Consider the following 18,892-nt stretch of genomic DNA (forward strand, 5'->3'; position numbering starts at 1 on the left):
TTCGCGCGGTGCCGTTGCGTGTCAGTGCGCGCGCTCTTCGAGCCGCGCCGCGAGAAAGCGGTGATCGGCCGAGAACAGCCGGCGATAGGTCATCAGCACCGCGCCGACCGTGCCGAGCGCGGAGGCCGCGGCAATCAGGAACATGATCACGATCTGGTAGCGCACGGCCTGCAGCGGCGACTGGCCGGCCAGTACCTGGCCCGTCATCATCCCCGGCAGGCTCACGACGCCGACGACGGCCATCTGGTTCAGCGTCGGCAGCATGCCCGCGCGCACGGCCTGGCGCGCGGCGTCCTGCGCGGCTTCCCAGCGCGTCGCGCCCAGCGCGAGAGCGGTCTCGACGCGGTCGCGGCGGGCCGTGAGCTCTTCCATCATCCGCTCGACACCGAGCGACACGCCCGTCAGCGTATTGCCGAGAATCATCCCGAGGATCGGAATCGCGTATTGCGGCGCGAACCACGGATGGATGCGGATCACGGCGAACAGGCCGACCGCCGCGACGAACCAGCTGCTGAACCAGATCGATGCGATGCTGTCGATGCGCTGGCCGCGGTACGTGCGCTTGCCGCGTCCCGCGCCGGCGAAGCCGGCGATCAGCGTCATCAGCGCGGTGAGCGGCAGCACGACGTACCAGTGAGGATGACCAAATACCCAGCCGAGCACGTAACCGATCGCGAGCAACTGGACGACGGTGCGCACCGCCGCGAGCGCGAGCTTGCGGCCGAGGCCGAGCGACAGTGCGGTCGAGATCGCGCCGTTGACTGCGACGAGCGCGGCGGCAATGCCGACGTCGACGAGACTCAGGTCCTGCAGTGCCGGGCTCATTGTGCAGCCTCCGTCGGGTTCGCGACATGCAGCACGCCGGCCTGCATGACGAGCCGCAGCGTGCCGATCCGCGCGGCCTGCGCCGGATCGTGCGAGATCCACATGTACGCGCGTGCATCGGGCGCCGCGTCGAACCATGCCCCGACGAGCGCCTCGATCGCGCGCGCCGATTCGGGATCGAGCGCGGAGGTCGGCTCGTCGAGCAGCAGCACGTCGGGATCGAGCTGCAGCACGCGCAGTAGTGCCGTGATCTGCGCTTCGCCGCCCGACAGGTCGCTCGCGCGCTTGTCGAGAAAGTCGGCGCCGCGGCCGGCCTGCGCGGCGAGCGCTTCGGCGCGCGCGCGATCGAACGCGACGTCGCGATAGATCGCGAGCGAATACGGATAGCGCAATTGCGATTCGACGGTGCCGTCCATCTGCGCGGGGCGCTGGCGCACGTAGGCGACGCTGCGCCGGTAGCGCGGGATCGCGCTGCGCCGGATCCGGCTGCCGCGCCACAGGATGTGGCCGCCGTCGAGCGGGTCGAGCAGCGCGAGCGCGCGCAGCAGCACGCTCTTGCCCGACCCGGACGGGCCCGTGATGGCAAGTCGCGATCCCGCAACGAGGCTGAAATCGGTCGGGGCGAGCAGGGTCTTGCCGCTGCTGGCGTCGCGCCGCGTGATGCGCTGCGCATCGATGAGGCCGGTGGGGGCTGTCATGTCACAAATGAAAAAAAGCGTTAATGGCGCCGAAACGTCACCATGGCGTGCGTCATAATACCGATTGAAAAGCCGCGAGTGTCGTGCGCCGTTCGTCCACGCACGCGGCCCGGCATGATGCGGCAACACTTCAGAACAACAACGGAACCGCCATGACGCTAACCCGAGCCATCGGCAAATCGGCTGCATGGATCGTCGGTATCGTCGCGGTGCTCATCGCGGCGGCCGGCGTCTTTCTTTTCACGTTCGACTGGAACCGCGCAAAGCCGTGGGTCAACGAACAGGTGAGCGCCGCACTCGGTCGCCCGTTTGCGATCAACGGCGACCTGAAGGTCGGCTGGCGTCGCCCCGACGGCGAAACCGGCTGGCGTGCCTGGGTGCCCTGGCCGAGCTTTTCGGCCACGCAGCTCGAGATCGGCAATCCCGACTGGGCGAAGGTGCCCAAGTTCGTCACGCTCGATGCCGCGCATTTCGATCTCGCGATCCTGCCGTTGCTCGCGCACGAGATCGTCATCCCGTCGATCGACGTTGTGAATCCTGCCGTCGACCTCGAGCGGCTCGCCGACGGCCGCAATACGTGGACCTTCCAGTTCAAGCAATCGTCACAGCCGTCGCCGTGGAAGGTGCGGCTCGACAGCTTCGGCTTCGCGAAGGGCACCGTCACGTATCGCGACGCGATCACGAAGGCCGACCTGACCGTCGCGATCGATACGCTCGGGCAGCCGATTCCGCTCGGCGACGTGATGGCGGAGCAGGAGCAGACGTCGCGTGCGGCGTCCGCGCAGCGGGTCGGCAAGCACGGCGCCGCGCAGTTGAGCGCGAAGGCCAACGCAGAGGCCGCGTCGAGCGCATCCGCCGCACAGGCGGCAAGTGCGGCGTCGTCCGCAGGCGCTTCGGCGGCGTCTTCGGTTGCTTCGGCTTCAGCGTCGTCTGCCCCGTCTGTCGCTTCCGCATCGACGGCGGCCGTTGCGTCCGGCGCAAGCGGTGCCGCGGCGCCGGCGAAGCCGTCCGGTCCGACCTATGCGTTCGGACTGAAGGTCGACGGCCACTACAAGAACGTGCCGATCAGCGGTACCGGCAAGCTCGGCGGCGTGCTGGCGATCCAGGACACGTCGCGACCGTTCCCGCTGCAGGCCGACGTGAAGGCCGGCGACACGCGGCTCGCGATCGTCGGCACGCTGACCGACCCGACGCATCTCGCGGCGATCGACCTGCGGCTGTGGCTGCAGGGCACGTCGATGTCGCACCTTTACCAGCTCACCGGCATCACGCTGCCCGACACGCCACCTTACGCGACCGAAGGGCGGCTGATCGGCAACTTCAAGCCGCACGCGAGCACGTTCCGCTACGAGAACTTCAACGGCCGCGTGGGCGGCAGCGATCTCGGCGGCACGCTCGCCTACGCGCAGCTCGAGCCGCGGCCGAAGCTGTCGGGCGAACTCGTGTCGAACCTGCTGCAGTTCGCCGATCTCGCGCCGGTGATCGGTGCGGACACGGCCGCGAGCAAGGCGCAGCGCGGCGACACGACACGCCAGCCGTCGGGCCGCGTGCTGCCGGTCGAGACCTTCCGCACCGACCGCTGGCGCGCGCTCGACGCGGACGTCAAGTTCACGGGCCGCAAGCTGATCAAGAGTTCGAGCCTGCCGATCACCAACCTGTACACGCACATCGTGATGCAGGACGGCGTGCTGTCGCTCGAACCGCTGCAGTTCGGCGTCGCGGGCGGCACGCTCGCGACGACCGCGCATCTCGACGGCAGCGGCACGCCGCTGAAGGGCCGCTTCACCGTGGCCGCGCGGCACCTGAAGCTCAAGCAACTGTTCCCGACGCAGAAGGTCATGCAGTCGGCGCTCGGCGAGATCAACGGCGACGCGTCGCTGTCGGCGACCGGCAATTCGCCGGCCGCGCTGGCCGCGACGTCGAACGGCGAAGTGAAGGCGCTCGTGACCGACGGCCGCATCAGCCGCCTGCTGATGGAAGCGGCGGGGCTGAACGTCGCGAACGTCGTCTACGAGAAGCTGTTCGGCAACAACGACGTGAAGATCAACTGCGCGGCGATCGACTTCGTCGCGACCAACGGTATTCTCGACCCGAAGATATTCGCGCTCGATACGGACGACGCGCTGATCAACGTCGACGGCCCGATCAGCCTGCGCGACGAAACGCTCGACCTGAAGATCCATCCGCATACGAAGGGCTTCCGGATCTTCTCGCTGCGCTCGCCGCTGTATGCGAAGGGCACGTTCAAGAACCCGAACGTCGGCGTCGATGCGACCGCGCTCGCGCTGCGCGCCGGCGCGATGATCGGGCTCGGGCTGATCAACCCGTTCGCGGCGCTGATCCCGCTGATCGCGCCGAGCAACAACCGGGACGTGCCGTGCTCGGAACTGTTCGGGCAGATGAAGGAGAAGGTTGCGCAGAAGGCGGCGATGAAGGCCGGCAAGTGATGGGCGCGCTCGTCGAACGGCGAGCGCGCCGCAGCGGCGCCGCACGCCGTGCGTTTGCACGACGGCCGGCCGCCCGGTCGCGCCGATCCGGCGAGCAGTTGCGACCGTCAGCGGCGTGTCAGCGGCCCGCGCGCGCCCAGTGCAGCACGGCGTCGACTTCCCGGCCGTCGATCCGCGCCGGGGCGGCGGTGCCGAGTTGCAGGCGATCGCCGTCAAGCACGGCGACCCGCTGCTGCACGTTGCCGATCCAGTTCGGGAACAGGCTGACGTCCATTTCGTGGGTCAGCGTGCCGTCATCGTCGACATGAAAGGGGCCGGAATAGGCGATGTAGCCGCGCGCGGCGGTCGCGCGCTCGTCGGCGGTGCCGCCGTGCAGGTCGCCGTTCGCGTACGGCGGCCGACCGGCGGCCATCAGCTGGGCGGACATGTAGCCGTCCGGTGTGTAGAGAATCCAGCCGCGCACGTCGCGGCCGAGCGGATAGGCGATCGCGCTGCCGTCGCGCGGGCGGACTTCGTAGGACACGAGGCGCCATGCGCCGACGAGTTGTTCGCGAAGCTGGCTGGCAAGCATGCGGGATTCCAGTAAGACGGCGGTGGGGCGCGTGCCGTCGTGTTGGCGGGCCGCCGGGCGGCGGACCAGGGGGCGGAACGCGCTGTCGGAACGGCATGGTCGGCAGTTTCTCCGACACCTGCTAAAATACACGGTTTTCCGTCGATTTATCCTTTAACGGGACCTGCCGTGCTTTCTACTGCCAACATCACGATGCAATTCGGGCCAAAGCCCCTGTTCGAGAATATCTCGGTCAAATTCGGCGAGGGTAACCGCTACGGTCTGATCGGCGCGAACGGCTGTGGCAAGTCGACGTTCATGAAGATCCTCGGCAGCGACCTCGAGCCGAGCGCCGGCAACGTCGCGCTGGAGCCGAATGTCCGTCTCGGCAAGCTGCGCCAGGACCAGTTCGCGTACGAAGACGTGCGCGTGCTCGACGTCGTGATGATGGGCCACACCGAGATGTGGGCCGCAATGACCGAGCGTGACGCGATTTACGCGAACCCGGATGCCACCGACGACGACTACATGCACGCGGCCGAGCTCGAGGGCAAGTTCGCCGAATACGGCGGTTACGATGCCGAAGCGCGCGCGGGCGCGCTGCTGCTCGGCATCGGCATCGAAGAGAAGTTCCACAGCGGCACGATGAGCGACGTCGCGCCGGGCTGGAAGCTGCGCGTGCTGCTCGCGCAGGCGCTGTTCTCGAAGCCTGACGTGCTGCTGCTCGACGAACCGACCAACAACCTCGACATCAACTCGATTCGTTGGCTGGAGAGCATGCTCAACGAGTACAACTCGACGATGATCATCATCTCGCACGATCGTCACTTCCTGAATTCGGTGTGCACGCACATGGCCGACATGGACTTCGGCACGCTGAAGGTCTGGCCGGGCAACTACGACGACTACATGCTCGCATCGGCGCAGGCGCGCGAGCGCCAGGCCGCGGCGAACACCCGCGCGAAGGAGCGCGTCGCCGAACTGCAGGACTTCGTGCGCCGCTTCTCGGCGAACAAGTCGAAGGCTCGCCAGGCGACGAGCCGCGCGAAGCAGATCGACAAGATCAAGATCGAGGATTTCAAGCCGTCGTCGCGGCAGAACCCGTTCATCCGCTTCGAGTTCGAGAAGAAACTGCACAACGTCGCGGTGGTGGCCGAAGACATCACGAAGAAGTACGAGCGCACGATCTTCCAGAACTTCAACCTGTCGGTGCAGCCGAGCGAGCGTATCGCGATCATCGGTGAGAACGGCGCGGGCAAGACGACGCTGCTGCGTTCGCTGCTCGGCGCGCTCGCGCTCGAACACGGCACGGTGAAGTGGTCCGAGAACGCGAATGTCGGCTACATGCCGCAGGACACGTACGAGGAGTTCCCGAACGACATCACGCTGATGGACTGGATCGACCAGTACCGCAAGGATGGCGACGACGAAACGATGGTGCGTGGCACGCTCGGCCGCCTGCTGTTCTCGTCGGACGACATCAAGAAGTCGGTGAAGGTGCTGTCGGGCGGCGAGAAGGGCCGCATGATCTGGGGCAAGCTGATGCTCGGTCGCCACAACGTGCTGCTGATGGACGAGCCGACCAACCACATGGACATGGAGTCGATCGAGTCGCTGCAGATCGCGCTCGAGCAGTTCGAAGGCACGCTGATCTTCGTGTCGCACGACCGCGAATTCGTGAGCGGGCTGGCGAACCGGATCATCGAAGTGCGCACGGATGGCACGTTGTTCGATTTCGGCGGTAACTACGAGGAATTCCTGACGAGCCAGGGGCAGGAGTAATTGCCCTGACGCGTCCGTTCATGTGCCCCGGCTAAGCGGCACGAAGCCGGGCACATAAAGCGGAACGGCCGGAAACGCATCAAGCCCGCATCGACAGCATTGTCGATGCGGGCTTTTTCATTTCCGCCCCGGCGAGGCCCGACGGCGTTGCTCATTCCAGTTTCCTCTGGTTAATCGACTTCAGGTAAATTACCCACCGAACGCCAATCTCCAACCTCCAATCCCCATCCCGACCCGGAGCCGCCCCTCGATGCAGGACCATCCTTTCCCGCTCGACCTGTCCGGCCTTGCGCCAAGCCTGTATGCGCAGGGCACCGAGGAAAGCATTCTGGCGCGGCTGATGGAGCGGATCGCGCCGGTCAACCGCTTCTGCGTCGACATCGGCGCGAGCGACGGCTTGCGCAACAGCAACACCGCGCGGCTGCTGCGTGAACAGGATTGGGCCGGCGTGCTAGTGGAAGGCAGCTCGTACCGGTTCGGGAAGCTCGCGGCCCACTACGCGGGTGCGGAGCGCGTGCACCTGCATCATGACCGTGTCCAGCCCGACACGATCGACGTGTTGCTCGCCGACGCGAACACGCCGGCCGACTTCGACCTGCTGTCGATCGATATCGACGGCAACGACTACTGGGTGTGGCGCGGCCTGCAGGCGTTTCAGCCGCGCATCGTCGTGATCGAATACAACCCGTACTACACGCCGCCCGAGCGCTGGGTCATGTGCTTCAATCCGGACCACGAATGGGACGGGTCGACCTATTACGGCGCGAGCCTCGTATCGCTCGTGCACCTTGGTCGGCAGAAGGGTTATGAACTCGTCTGCTGCGACGACATGGGCAACAACGCGTTCTTCGTGCGGCAGGATCTGTATCCGCTGCTCGGCATCGCGAACAACGATCCGTCGGTGCTGTTCCGGCCGGCGATGTACAAGCTGCGCTACGTCGGCCACAACACGTTCCTGAGCGGCCATCCGTATCGGCACGGGCCGGCCGAGCACATCTGAATGGACCCGCTCGCCGCCACCTTCGATGAAATTCGCGACGCTTATGCGCTTGGCCGAAGCGGGCCGCCGCGTCAGGTCGGCGAACGTGTCTGGCATTTGCCCACCGATGATGGCGGTGTCGCGATCAAGCTCTACGCACTCGAACATCATGCGCGCGCGGCCAAGGAAGCCACCGTCCTTGCGCATTTCGAGACGCACGGCGATGCCCGCTTCCGTGTGCAGACGCTGAAACGCACGAAAGTCGGCGCACCGTTGTGGACGGGCGCGGGCTCGCACGCGATGCTGACGCGCTGGGAAGCCGGACAGTTCAGAACCTACGATACGTTTTCGCCGGCCGAGTGGGAGGCGCTCGGCGCGAGCCTGGCCGCGTTGCATCTGAGTCTCGAGCGGCTTCATCTGCCGTCGCTCGACACGATCGGCGCGCGGCTGGCCGCGATCGATGCGGATGCGGTGCGCCGCAGCCTGCTGGACGCGCTGGATCGCGCGCGCTCGAACGAGGGTGCGGCGAACCTGCGCCGTTATGTCGAGCTCGCGCTGCGCATGCTCGATCGTTATTATCCGGGCAGCGTCGAAGCGTTTCCCGCCGACGATCCGCAGCATCCGATCCACAACGACTACAACCAGTTCAACTACCTGTTCGCGGACGCGTGCACGCCGCCGCTCATCCTCGACTGGGAAGCGTCGATCGGCGCGCCGCGCGAATACGAGCTGGTGCGTTGCCTGAACCATCTGCCGCTGGAGGCGCCGCACCTCGCGGAAGCCTTCGTGCTCGCGTATCGGCGGGTGAGGCCGGTGAATCCGGCGCGTATCGCGTGGGCGGTCGATGCCGCGTGTCTGCAGCACGCGCTCAAGCTGTGGGTCGTGCAAGGCTGGCTCGACGATCCGTCGCGTTTCGCCGCACACCTGAGCGGCGCGGTGACGATGGCGTCCGCGATGGTGGACGCGCGCGACCGTCTCGTCGATTTCTTCTCCCGTTGCGTGCAAGCAGGAAGCTGAAGTGAATGCGAATCTGAACCGGGTTTCGAATCCGACGCCGTCCGGCGAGCGGCAGCATGTCTTTCCGCCGCCGCTGGACCGCGATTACCGCGTCGAAGACGGGCGCGTCAGGACGCGCTCGCTGGAAGCGCATATCGTCGATCACTGCAACCTGACTTGCGCGGAATGCTGCTCGCTGTCGCCGCTGCTGCCCGAATGGTATGCGAGCCCCGATTCGGTCGAGGACGATCTGCGCAAGGCCGCGAAGGTCCTGAGCCCGCGCGTTTTCAAGCTGGTCGGCGGCGAGCCGCTACTGCACCCGGCGCTCGTCGAACTCATCGAGCGCGTGCGCGACACGGGTATCGCGCCGGTGATCTCCGTCACGACGAACGGCCTGAAGCTCGGCGAGATGTCCGACGCGTTCTGGCAGGCGGTGGATGCGCTGACGATCTCGCGTTACCCGAAACCTTCGCTTTCGCCCGACCTGATCGCGCATGTCGAGCACCAGGCCGCACGCTTCGACGTGCGCCTGAACTGGAAGGTGCAGGACGTGTTCACGACGATGAATCGCGCACAGCCCGGCACGGACCGCGACGACGCGCAGCGTCTCTATCACGATTGCTGGATCCGCGAGCGCTGCCATATGATTCGCGACGGCATGTTCTACACCTGTACGCGTCCGGCGCATTTCCACACGCTCTACAAGGGCGAGAAGGATTTCCGGTCAGACGGCCTGCCGCTGCGCGACGACGCGGACATGCTCGACGCGATGCTCACCTATCTGCAACGCGAGGCGCCGCTCGAAGCGTGTCTGCATTGCCAGGGCGGCAGCGCGCCGGTGGCGCCGCATCGCATCCTTAAACGCATTGAAGTGGACACCTTGAAGGCTCGTTATCCATGATCGTCGGCACGCGCGACCCGTTCGGTTTCGATCGTCTGCACTACCATCCGCGCAGCGGCGTGTCGGCGTCCGGCATCCATGCCGTGCTGCATGCGTCGGGGCAGCCGGCCGGCGCGCCGGACACGGCCGCCATCGCGGGCTACCTGAGCGGCGAGCGTCCCATCGGTCGCACCGTGCTGCGCGACGTGCTGGCGGTGCCGCCCGGCCATGCGCTGGTCCGTTCGCCGCAAGGGCTGACTGTGCAGCCGGCGCCCGAACGGCCGCAGCGCGCCGATCTGGAAACCGTGCTGCGCGCGTCGCTGCAGCGCGCGCTCGACAGCGGCAAGCGCGTCGCGCTGGCGCTGAGCGGCGGACTCGATTCGGCGCTGCTGCTGGCATTGCTGCGCGAACTCGGCGCGCAGCGGCACGTGACGTCCTACATCCTCGCGACCGACATGCCGGACTATTGCGAACGCGATGCGGCACTCGAACTGGCTGAGCAGATGCAGGCGACGGTGAAGATCGTGCGCACGAACGAGGCCGATTTCGTGGCCGCGCTGCCGCGAACGACCCATGCGGTCGAGGAACCGATGTTCAACCTGCATCCGGTCGCCAAGCTGCTGCTGGCCGAGGCGATGGCCGCGGATGGTGTCGAGGTCGCCATCACCGGCGACGGTGCGGACCAAGTGTTGCGCCGCGACCGGTCGGCCAACTACCTGCCGCTGTGCCATGCGTTGTTCGATGCGGCGTCGGTCGACCTGCATCCGCCGTTTGTCGACGCCTCCGTCGTCGCGCATCTGACGAGCATCGAACCCGACCTGAACAAACAATGCCTGCGCGATCTCGGTGCGCGCCTGAACCTGCCGGACCGTCTCGTGCACGGCCCCAAGCGCGGGCGGCTCGCGCCGGCGATGGACCTCGCGGCGCTGCTCGATCGCGACCGCGCGTGCACGCTGGCCGACACGCTCGGTCTTGCCGCGCCCACGCTGCAGGCGGATACCGAACGCGTGCTGTGGACGACGCTGATGCTGATCCTCGATCACTTCGATCATCGCGATGCCGCGCATCGCCCAACCTGAGCCGCTCATGAAACGCATCCTGTTCTGCGTGGTGCCCGAGAAGGGGCACGTCAATCCCTGTATCGGCCCGGCCCAGCATCTGCGCGCCGCCGGCTGCGACGTCGCGTTCTATGCGCCGGCCGACATCAGCGCGCAGCTCGATGGCGCCGGCGACTTCGCCTTCGTCGGGCCGCGCGAGACGCCCGAACGCCACGACCTGTCGCGCGGCGCGAGCTTCGCCGCGAACATTCGCGACGCCGACTGGCTGCGGCACTGGATCCGCACGCTGCTGATCGACCTCGCGCCCGCGCAGGTCGACGGTATCCGCGCGGTCCTGCGCGAATGGCAGCCGGACGTGGTCGTGATCGATCCGCTGCTCTATGCGGCGGCGATTGCGGCCGAGCTGGAAGGCCTGCCGTGGGTCTCGATGTCCAATTCGCTGAATCCGGTGTTGCCGGACGATCTCGATTCGGAGCTGCTGCGCACGGTGCGCTGGCTCGCACCGGAACGCACGCGCCTGTTCGCGCGCTACGGCCTCGACGCGCGTTTTCGCGGTTGCGACATCCTGTCGCCGCATCTGACGCTCGCGTTCACGACCGACGCGCTGGTCGGTGCGCCGCCGCCAGGTGTCGAACTGGTTGGCCCCGCGCTGCCGTCCGGCCCGCGCGGCGACGAGACGGCGTTTCCGTGGGAACGCCTCGACGCGGATCGCCCGCTCGTCTACATGTCGCTCGGCAGCCAGCTTTACTACCACCCGGACGTGTTCGCGAAGGTCATCGACGCGACGCGCGCGACGTCGGCGCAACTGGTGCTGTCGGTGGGCGAACTGGTCGATTCGGATCTGCTGCCGGCCGGTGACGAGCGCGTCGTCGCGGTGCGTTATGTGCCGCAACTGGCGCTGCTGCAGCGCACGCATGCGTTCGTCAGCCACGGCGGCGCGAATTCGGTGATGGAGTCGCTCGCGTGCGGCGTGCCGATGCTGCTGTCGCCGTTCTGCAACGACCAGTTCCATTCCGCGCACTTCGTCGAGCGGGCCGGCGCCGGATGCGTGCTGGATCTGCAGCAGGCTGGTGTGGTGGACATCACCGATGCGCTCGAACGCCTGTTGCGTCCCGGTTCGTTGCGCGAGCATGCGGCGCGAATCCGCGCGAGCTACGCGCGCGACGGCTCGGCGCAGGCCGCGCGCCTGATCAGCGCACTCGCTTCAGGAAGCCGCCTGGCGACAGCGTCATGAGCACGCGGTCCTCGATGTCCTCATCGACCTCGAACCGTGCGTCGCGGGCGAGAAATTCGTGCGCGGCCGTGGCCGGGTTGTTGCCTTTGCCGTATGGCTTGCCGTCGAACATCGATGCCGGCAGGTACTCCATGATGGTGTCCATCACGATCGCGTAGCTGCCGGGCGTCACGAGTGGCGCATAGCATTCGAGTTCGCGCAGCACGTGTGCGTGGGTATGCGTGAGATCGAGGATTGCCATCACGCGCGCGCAGTCGCCGATCTGTGCGCGCACCGACGCGAGCGTGTCGGCCGCGCACGATTCGCCTTCGATCAGCACCATGCGATGGGCGAGCCGGTGCGATTGCAGGCGTTGCCTGACCTCGTCGCGCAGGCGCGGTTCGATCGCGACGACGCGGCCGCGCTCGCCCGCCAGTTCCAGCATCGACGCGGAGAACACGACACCGCCGCCCGCCGCGATGCCGGTCTGCACGATGCAGTCGGGGCGCGTGCGCCAGATCAGTTCCTGGAGCGCGAGCATGTCGCCGGGCAGGTGGAAGAAGCGCTCGCCGAGCCAGCGCGTCTGGAACAGATGGTCGAATTCGGCAGCGCGCGTCAGCCATTCGATGTTGATGTCCCGCATGCGGGCCGAAGGACGCTCTGACATGGTCAATGCAACGAGTAGGAGTGACGTGAAAACGCTGGAATCCTGGCTTCACCGGCACTGGAACCTCAGGCCGGCGCGCATGCAGGCGCTGTCGTCGGGCCATACTAACAAAACGTATCTCGTCGAGTGCGATGCGGCGCGCGCGGTGCTGCGCGTGTCGTGGTCCGCCAAGCCGGTCGAGCAGGTGCATCGCGAGGCGTCGATACTCGGCCATCTCGGCCGCTCGCGCACGGCGCCGATGCTGCCTGCGCTGCCGCGATTGCGGCCGACCGTGGACGCGCAATCCGGTGTGCGGGCGCCCGATGGAAGCTGGCTGCATCTGTTCGAGCATATCGACGGCAGTCCCGGCTTGCCCGACGATGCGCAGGCGGGCGCGCTCGATGCGATGCGCGCACTCGCGCATCTGCATGCGGCGCTGGCGGCGATCCCCGCGAGCGAATCCGCGCCGCTGGCGTGGCTGTCGGCGCGCCATTCGCGCGTTGCGGCACGTGCGATGCCGTCGCTGCCGGTCGACTTGAGCAGCCATTACGACACGATGATCCGGCGGATCGGCGCGCATCTCGACGCCGCGGCACGCTGGTTGACGGGGCCGGTGCATTGGCTGCACGGCGACTATCACGCGGGCAACCTGCTGTATGTGGGCCACGCGGTGAACGGCGTGCTCGATTTCGACGATGTCGGGCAGGGCGCGCAGTGGCTCGAGGCTGCCTTTGCGTTGTTCGCGCTGTCGCGCGATGCGGGCAGGGACGATCGCTTCGTGTTCGATGGGCAACGATGGGAAGCGGGGCTGCAGGCCTATGCGGCGACGCGGCGCGATGCTGCGCCGGACTGGATGCGCGATAACCGCGCTGCACTGATGGCCCTGTTCTGCGCGGACCAGACGCTGATCCATCTGGAAGCCGCACAGCGCGGCCTGTGGATGCCGGGGCCCGGCATCGGATTTCTCGGTGGCTGGTGGCAATTGCTGGACGGTGCCACGCCCTGAAGCTGGCAGGTCGCCCTGTGTCAGTCCCGGACATTCAGGAACAGGCGCACGGCTTCGACCGTATTGGGTCGCGCTTCGCCATGCCGCGATCCGTCGTGCATGCAGAACAGCACGTCGCGATGCTGTGCCGCGCTGTCGGCGACATGTGCGCGCATCGTGTCGCACAGCGCTTGGGGCGACGGTGCCGGCCGCTGCCAGTCGTCCAGTATCGCGGTCCAGCCGGTGTGTTCGCGTTGCAACCGCGCGAGCACGCCGGCGCGATTGTCCTGCGGCATCAGTCCGTAAGGAAGGCGCAGCGGGATCGCGTCCGGTGCGGGAGTGCCGGCCCGGTGATAGGCCTCGCGAACCAACGCGTCGGTCGCCTCGATTTCGTCGATTAACACGTCGTCCGGCAGTGCGCCCGGCCTCGCATGCGAATACGTGTGATTGCCGAGCCGATGGCCTTCGCGCGCCATTCGCGCCGCGACGTCGAGCGCGCCCACCAGGTTCTGGCCGAGCAGGAAGAAGGTCGCCTTGCACGAGGCGTCGCGCAGGACGTCGAGCAAGGGCGGTGTCGAGGGGCCCGGGCCGTCGTCGAAACTGAGGCGAATGGACATTGCGTGGAGGGCGCGTCGCGTGAGTGGAACCTGAACGATAGCGCAATCCGACGGTTGACCGGTCGAGCCTCGTCAGTGAGTGGACGCATGCGTGCGCAACGCGGCCGGCCGACACCGCCCGTGCTTAGGCGTCGCAAGCAAGCGCTGGCTCGTCCGGAATCGCCCGCTCCGCCAGCGCGACGTAATCGCCCGACGCCGTGCGCTCGACCCTTGCATCGACGCGGTACGCGCGCCGCAGGTTCGGCGGCGTCAGCACGTCGGCCGGTGCGCCGTCCGCGACGAGTCCGTCGGCGCTCAGCAGCACGAGCCGGTCGCAGAACCGCGATGCGAGATTCAGGTCGTGCATCGCGACCAGCACGATCGCGCCGCGCCGGCGGGCCGCGTCGCCGACCGCCTCCAGCGCGAGCAATTGCCAGCGCAGGTCGAGCGCGCTGGTCGGTTCGTCGAGCAGCAGCAGCGGCGTGTCGCGCACGAGCACCTGCGCGAGCCCGACCATCTGTCGCTGGCCGCCCGACAACCGGTCGAGCGGCGACATCGCCAGCGGGTGCAGCCGCAGCCGCGTGAACACCTGTTGCAAACGCCGGTCGTGCGTCGCGTCTGACAGGCCGCCGCAGGTGGCGCGCAACGCGCTGCGCACGGCTTCGTAGACGAGCAGCGACGACGGTTGCGGCAAGGTCTGCGGCAGATAGCCGACCTGCCGCGTGTGCTCGCGGCGCGACCCGGACAGCAGGTCGAAGCTGCCGAATGCCGCGCGACCGGTCGCGGACGCGAGCCGCGCCAGCGCGCGCAGCAGCGTCGACTTGCCGACGCCGTTCGGCCCGAGCAGCCCGATCGTCGTGCCCGGCTCGACTGGCGCGAGCGACAGCCCGTCGAGTACGACCCGGGCGCCATAGCGGACGCACAGCGCGTCGAGTTGCAGCATCGGCTCAGCCATCGAGCCTCCTGCGCCGGCTGACGAGCAGCATGAACAGCGGCACGCCGACCAGCGCGGTGATGATGCCGATCGGCAGCGTCACGCCGGGGATCAGCGTCTTGCTGAGCACGGACGCACCGGCCAGCATGATCGCGCCGGCGAGCGCCGCGCCCGGCAGGTAGTAGCGATGCTCGTCGCCGACCAGCAGCCGCGCGACGTGCGGCCCGACGAGGCCGACGAAACCGATCGTGCCGACGAACGACAGCGCCGTCGCGGACAGCAGGCTGATGCGCGCAAGCGCGACGAGCCGAAGCCGTTCGACCGCGATGCCCATGCTGCGCGCCTGCTCGTCGCCGGCGCGCAGCGCCGTCAACGACGCGACGTCGATGCTCGCCCACAGCGTGCAGGCGGCGAACACGCAGGTCAGCAGCACGATCTTGCCCCATGTCGCACGCGCCAGGCTGCCCATGCTCCAGAACACGATCTGCTGCAACGCATTCGCGTCGGCGATGAACTGCAGCAGCCACAGCAGGGCCTCGAAGCTGAACATCAGGCCGATGCCGAACAGTACGACGGTCTCGGTCGTCGCGCCGTGGCGCCACGCGAGCCAGACGATCAGCAGCGTCGCGGCGCTCGCGCACGCGAACGCGCCGAGCGACAGCGCGACGTTCTCGTTCCACAGCACCAGGTGCCAGCCGGAAATCACGACGAGCGATGCGCCGACGCTCGCGGCGGCCGACATGCCGAGCGTGAACGGGCTCGCGAGCGGGTTGTTCAGCACGGTCTGCATTTCGGCGCCGGCGAACCCGAGCGACGCGCCGACGAGCACGGCCATCAGCGCATACGGCAGGCGCACGTCCCACAGGATCACGCGCTGTTCGAGCGGCAGCCCGTCGGGCCGGAACAGGCCGCCGAGCAGGTCGGCGACCGGGAACGGCGACGGGCCGGTCGAGACGTCGACGACGAGCAGCGCGACGAGCACGCCTGCGAGCGCGGCCAGCGCACCGACACGCCGCGCGGCGACCGCGCGGTAGCGAAGTCGCAGCGACGGAGATGAAACGGGTGTCGTCGTGCTCATGTGGTCGCCCCGGATGCCGGCTCGATAACCACGCGTGACGCAAGCGCGAGGCTCGGCAGCACGACGCCGCCGTGATCTTCGCCGTCGATCAGCCGGAACGCGGCGTCGAGCCCCGGGCGGCCGCCCACCCGCGCGACGAAGTCGCGGGCGGAACTGACCTGCTTGCGTGCCTGCTGGCGGCGCATCCGTTCGGCGTCGGGGTTCGGTGCACCTTCCTCGAGGCTGCCTGCGGTCACGAGGACGCGCAGCGGCGGTGAGAGCGGGGCGGCTTGCGCGGCGAACCGGTCGGCATACGGCAGCAGCATGCGCTCGCCCCACCAGATCGACGGGCTTGCGGCCACGTAGCGCCGAAACAGGTGCGCGCGCGTGAGCATCGCGTACAGCGTCAGCAGGCCGCCGTACGAGTGGCCGAACAGCGTCTGCCGCTCGGGATCGACGGGCAGCTGGCGAGCGAGCCACGGCTGCACGTCGTGCTCGATGAAGTCGAGGAAGCGGTCCGCGACGACGCCGCGCCCGTTCGGCAACGGCGCGAGCGTGTAGTCGTCCGCGCGCGCGGCCATGTCGTAGGGCCCATCGACCGGATAGCCGATGCCGATCACGACGGCCTCGGCGTCGCGCGAGCCGTCCGGCCGCGCGCGGCGATTGCGGGTGAGTTGCGCGGCGAGCGGGAACAGCGCATTGCCGTCGAGCACGGTGAGCACCGGATGGGGCGCCGAGCCGGAATGCTCGGCCGGCAACGCGACGAACAGACGCCGCGTGCGGCCGGCGATCGTCACGTCGAACTGGCGGCTGTTCGGCACGAAGACCGGCGGCGCGGCGTCGAGGCCGGGCCACGCAGGCATATCGGCGGCGCACGCGGGCGCGAGCCGGCCGCCGAGCGGGCCGGCCAAGCCGGCGACGAGCAGGGAGCGGCGCATGGAGGAGGCGGGCATCCGCATGTCAGGACCCTTCCTGCACCCAGTATTCGCCTTGCAGCGCAACGGGCTGGAAGCGTCGCACCATCGTGTCGAACGTGGCGCGCGGATCGAGATCGGCGAACAGCGCCGGATGCAGCCACTTGGCCATCGCCTGCACGGCGACGACGTTGAACGGCGAATTGTAGAAGTGATGCCAGATCGCATACGCACGCCGCTCGCGGACCGCGCGCAGCGGCGCGATCTGCGGCCGCTTCAGTGAACGGTCGAGCGAGCGGACGGCGGCGTCGCGCGGCACGCCGGCGCCGAGCGCGATGCGCTGCGGCGCACTTTGCAGCGTCTGGAGCGAGCCGATCGCGGTGCCGATGTAGAAATCGGGCTGGCGGCTCAGCAGGTATTCGGGGTTCAGCGTGCCGTGCTCGCCGGGCACGCGGCCTTTCGCGACGTTGTTGCCGCCGGCGGCGTCGAGCAGGTGGCCCATCATGCCGGTCATCGTGTCGCAGCAGTCGCCCGACAGGCCGACACGGCTTTCGAGGAACACGCTCGGCGCGGCGGGGCGGGCGGTCGCGAGCCGCGTGCGGACGAGGTCGAGTTGCTGTTGCCAGTACGCGTTGAATTCCGTCGCGCGCTGCGGCGAGCCGAATACCTGGCCGAGCAGCGCGATGCTGCGCGGCGTGTTGGCGAGCGGGTCGTGCCGGAAGTCGACGAACACGATCGCGACGCCGGCCGCCTCGAGCCGCGCGAGCGTTTCGCGATCGCGCTCGCCGGGGCCGTGGCCGCCGCCGAGCCCGAAGATCGCGACCTGCGGACGCAGCGCGAGCGCGCGCTCGTCGCTGAAGCTGCCGGACTGCGAGCGTCCGATGCGCGGCACATCCTTCAGGCGCGGGAAGCGCGCGAGCCATTGCGCGTAGCTCGCGGGATCGAGTTGCTCGAAATCCCCCATCATGCCCACGAGGCGGCGCGTCGGATCGTCGCCGTCGACCACCGCCAGCGCCGGCAGCAGGCGGCCCTCGCCGAGCAGCACGCGCTCGACGCGCGCGGGAATCCGGACCTGCCGCCCGGCCAGGTCGGTGACGGTCGTCGTGTCCGCCCGAGCGGCATGGATCACGAGCCAGCCGCACAGCCATACGCCCAGCATGGCCCACATTCCGCTTGTCTTTTTCACGCGACTCCCGATACGATATAAATGAGAACAATTCTCATTTAATTGTAGCCGAGCCGAGGCCATGACAGGGGTATCGGCCGTTTGATCGAACACCAAAATAGTTTGTGCGGGCGCAAGAGGCCTGCACGCGGGGGTATGACGACATGACAGCGCTGACGCCAGCCGCTTCCCATTCCGATCGCTATCGACACGATGCGCACGTCGCGCGGATCCGCGAGGTGCGACCCGGGTTGCGGATCCATTCCGACGATGCAACGGACGAATTCGACGCCGTGATGTCGGGGCAGTGTTCACCGGGCCTGCATCTCGTGCTGTTGCTCGAGGGTGCGCTCGACGTGTCGTACGGCGACCGGCGCGTGGTGTTGACGACCGACGGGCGACGCACCGGCCGCGTGGACCGCGAAACCGCGCGGCCCGCGGTGCGGATGCAGTCGTTCCTGCTCAACGCGACCGAGCCGGACACGTTCCGCAGGCGGCTCAGCAAGGGCGGTTACGCGCGGCGGCTGAGTCTCGCAATGTCGGGCGAATGGCTCGGCCATCTGCAGGAGGCCAGCCGCGGCGTCCTGCCGGAACAACTCGGCGCGATGCTGTCCGCGCATCTCGCGATCCGCTTCTGGCAGCCGACGCCGCGCGCGACGGCGCTCGCCGAGCAGATCGTGCGGCCACCGGCCTATCAGCCGATGCTGCAAGCGATCTATCTGGAAAGCCGCGTGCTCGAACTGCTCGCCGAGGCGTTCACGCCGCTCGAGAGCGATGCGGCGCACGCGTCGGACGCGTCGCTCGGGTCGCGCGACTATCGCCGGATGGCCGAGCTGCGCGCGTTCCTCGCGAGCGATGCGGCACAGGAATTGTCGCTCGACGACATCGCGCGGCACGCCGGGATGAGTGCGAACGCGATGCAGCGCCAGTTCCGCGCGGCCTACGGCACGACCGTGTTCGACTTCGTCCGCGAACATCATCTGCAGCGCGCGCGGCTCGCGCTCGAGCGCGACGCCGTGAGCGTCAAGCAGGCCGCGGCGCTGGCCGGCTACACGAGCGCCGCGAACTTCGCGACGGCCTACAAGCGCCGCTTCGGCGTCACGCCGACGCTCGCGCGACGCAGCGACCGGCGCTGACGACGGTCGGCGACGGCGCTCAAACGACTTC

The 18,892-nt window shown here is 68.1% G+C and carries 18 protein-coding genes; 9 read left to right on the forward strand and 9 right to left on the reverse strand.

Annotated elements, in window-relative coordinates:
• Nucleotides 1-21: 21 nt before the first annotated feature.
• Nucleotides 22-825: an ABC transporter permease gene (locus VL15_RS32335; protein ID WP_048250903.1), complete on the reverse strand. Its 804-nt coding sequence runs from the start codon at nucleotides 823-825 to the stop codon at nucleotides 22-24.
• Complete coding sequence (locus tag VL15_RS32340; protein WP_048250904.1) at nucleotides 822-1,523, reverse strand: ABC transporter ATP-binding protein; 702 nt, start codon at nucleotides 1,521-1,523, stop codon at nucleotides 822-824. The genes VL15_RS32335 and VL15_RS32340 overlap by 4 nt, the downstream gene beginning before the upstream one ends.
• A gap of 152 nt (nucleotides 1,524-1,675) precedes the next feature.
• On the opposite strand from VL15_RS32340, the gene VL15_RS32345 reads away from it, so the two are divergent.
• Nucleotides 1,676-3,970 carry an AsmA family protein gene (locus tag VL15_RS32345; RefSeq protein ID WP_048250905.1) on the forward strand — a complete coding sequence of 765 codons (2,295 nt, stop codon included), beginning with the start codon at nucleotides 1,676-1,678 and terminating at the stop codon, nucleotides 3,968-3,970.
• 118 nt (nucleotides 3,971-4,088) lie between these two features.
• On the opposite strand, the gene VL15_RS32350 is transcribed toward VL15_RS32345, so the two are convergent.
• Complete coding sequence (locus VL15_RS32350) at nucleotides 4,089-4,541, reverse strand: lipocalin-like domain-containing protein (RefSeq protein WP_048250906.1); 453 nt, start codon at nucleotides 4,539-4,541, stop codon at nucleotides 4,089-4,091.
• 168 nt (nucleotides 4,542-4,709) lie between these two features.
• Here VL15_RS32350 and VL15_RS32355 point away from each other — a divergent pair, with 168 nt between their 5' ends.
• The 6 genes from VL15_RS32355 to VL15_RS32380 all read left to right on the forward strand — a co-directional run bounded on the left by VL15_RS32355 (nucleotide 4,710) and on the right by VL15_RS32380 (nucleotide 11,449).
• Nucleotides 4,710-6,302, forward strand: coding sequence for an ABC-F family ATPase (locus VL15_RS32355; protein ID WP_048250907.1), 1,593 nt, complete (start codon nucleotides 4,710-4,712; stop codon nucleotides 6,300-6,302).
• 250 nt (nucleotides 6,303-6,552) lie between these two features.
• Nucleotides 6,553-7,302 carry an FkbM family methyltransferase gene (locus VL15_RS32360; RefSeq protein ID WP_048250908.1) on the forward strand — a complete coding sequence of 250 codons (750 nt, stop codon included), beginning with the start codon at nucleotides 6,553-6,555 and terminating at the stop codon, nucleotides 7,300-7,302.
• Nucleotides 7,303-8,298, forward strand: a complete 996-nt coding sequence (locus tag VL15_RS32365) for a phosphotransferase enzyme family protein (protein ID WP_048250909.1) — start codon at nucleotides 7,303-7,305, stop codon at nucleotides 8,296-8,298.
• Nucleotide 8,299: 1 nt separating this feature from the next.
• Nucleotides 8,300-9,178, forward strand: coding sequence for a 4Fe-4S cluster-binding domain-containing protein (locus VL15_RS32370; RefSeq protein ID WP_048250910.1), 879 nt, complete (start codon nucleotides 8,300-8,302; stop codon nucleotides 9,176-9,178).
• Nucleotides 9,175-10,236: an asparagine synthase-related protein gene (locus VL15_RS32375; protein WP_048250911.1), complete on the forward strand. Its 1,062-nt coding sequence runs from the start codon at nucleotides 9,175-9,177 to the stop codon at nucleotides 10,234-10,236. Before VL15_RS32370 ends, VL15_RS32375 begins: the two co-directional genes overlap by 4 nt.
• A 7-nt stretch (nucleotides 10,237-10,243) precedes the next feature.
• Nucleotides 10,244-11,449, forward strand: coding sequence for a glycosyltransferase (locus tag VL15_RS32380; RefSeq protein WP_048250983.1), 1,206 nt, complete (start codon nucleotides 10,244-10,246; stop codon nucleotides 11,447-11,449).
• Here the strand turns inward: VL15_RS32380 and VL15_RS32385 are convergent.
• Nucleotides 11,406-12,095: a cephalosporin hydroxylase family protein gene (locus tag VL15_RS32385; RefSeq protein ID WP_048250912.1), complete on the reverse strand. Its 690-nt coding sequence runs from the start codon at nucleotides 12,093-12,095 to the stop codon at nucleotides 11,406-11,408. The genes VL15_RS32380 and VL15_RS32385 overlap by 44 nt on opposite strands.
• Before the next feature lie 25 nt (nucleotides 12,096-12,120).
• Between VL15_RS32385 and VL15_RS32390 the strand changes: the two genes are divergently transcribed.
• Nucleotides 12,121-13,080, forward strand: coding sequence for a phosphotransferase (locus tag VL15_RS32390; RefSeq protein WP_048250913.1), 960 nt, complete (start codon nucleotides 12,121-12,123; stop codon nucleotides 13,078-13,080).
• 20 nt (nucleotides 13,081-13,100) lie between these two features.
• Here the strand turns inward: VL15_RS32390 and VL15_RS32395 are convergent, their stop codons facing one another.
• From VL15_RS32395 to VL15_RS32415, 5 genes are all read right to left on the reverse strand, one after another.
• Entirely contained in the window at nucleotides 13,101-13,676 is a 576-nt protein-coding gene (locus tag VL15_RS32395) for a polysaccharide deacetylase family protein (RefSeq protein ID WP_048250914.1), read from the reverse strand.
• A gap of 124 nt (nucleotides 13,677-13,800) precedes the next feature.
• On the reverse strand, nucleotides 13,801-14,610 hold the full coding sequence (locus tag VL15_RS32400) for an ABC transporter ATP-binding protein (protein WP_048250915.1): 810 nt from the start codon (nucleotides 14,608-14,610) through the stop codon (nucleotides 13,801-13,803).
• Nucleotides 14,603-15,667 carry a FecCD family ABC transporter permease gene (locus VL15_RS32405; RefSeq protein ID WP_048250916.1) on the reverse strand — a complete coding sequence of 355 codons (1,065 nt, stop codon included), beginning with the start codon at nucleotides 15,665-15,667 and terminating at the stop codon, nucleotides 14,603-14,605. The genes VL15_RS32400 and VL15_RS32405 overlap by 8 nt, the downstream gene beginning before the upstream one ends.
• Nucleotides 15,664-16,584: an alpha/beta hydrolase gene (locus VL15_RS32410; protein WP_230684571.1), complete on the reverse strand. Its 921-nt coding sequence runs from the start codon at nucleotides 16,582-16,584 to the stop codon at nucleotides 15,664-15,666. Before VL15_RS32410 ends, VL15_RS32405 begins: the two co-directional genes overlap by 4 nt.
• Nucleotides 16,585-16,606: 22 nt before the next feature.
• The gene (locus VL15_RS32415; RefSeq protein WP_048250918.1) at nucleotides 16,607-17,728 is read right to left on the reverse strand and encodes an ABC transporter substrate-binding protein; all 1,122 of its coding nucleotides are present in this window, start codon (nucleotides 17,726-17,728) and stop codon (nucleotides 16,607-16,609) included.
• A 161-nt stretch (nucleotides 17,729-17,889) separates the two neighbouring features.
• Here VL15_RS32415 and VL15_RS32420 point away from each other — a divergent pair, with 161 nt between their 5' ends.
• Complete coding sequence (locus VL15_RS32420) at nucleotides 17,890-18,861, forward strand: helix-turn-helix transcriptional regulator (RefSeq protein WP_048250919.1); 972 nt, start codon at nucleotides 17,890-17,892, stop codon at nucleotides 18,859-18,861.
• The last annotated feature ends 31 nt before the right edge of the window (nucleotides 18,862-18,892 follow it).

It is taken from the genome of Burkholderia cepacia (genome assembly GCF_001039005.1).
Lineage (GTDB): Bacteria > Pseudomonadota > Gammaproteobacteria > Burkholderiales > Burkholderiaceae > Burkholderia > Burkholderia theae.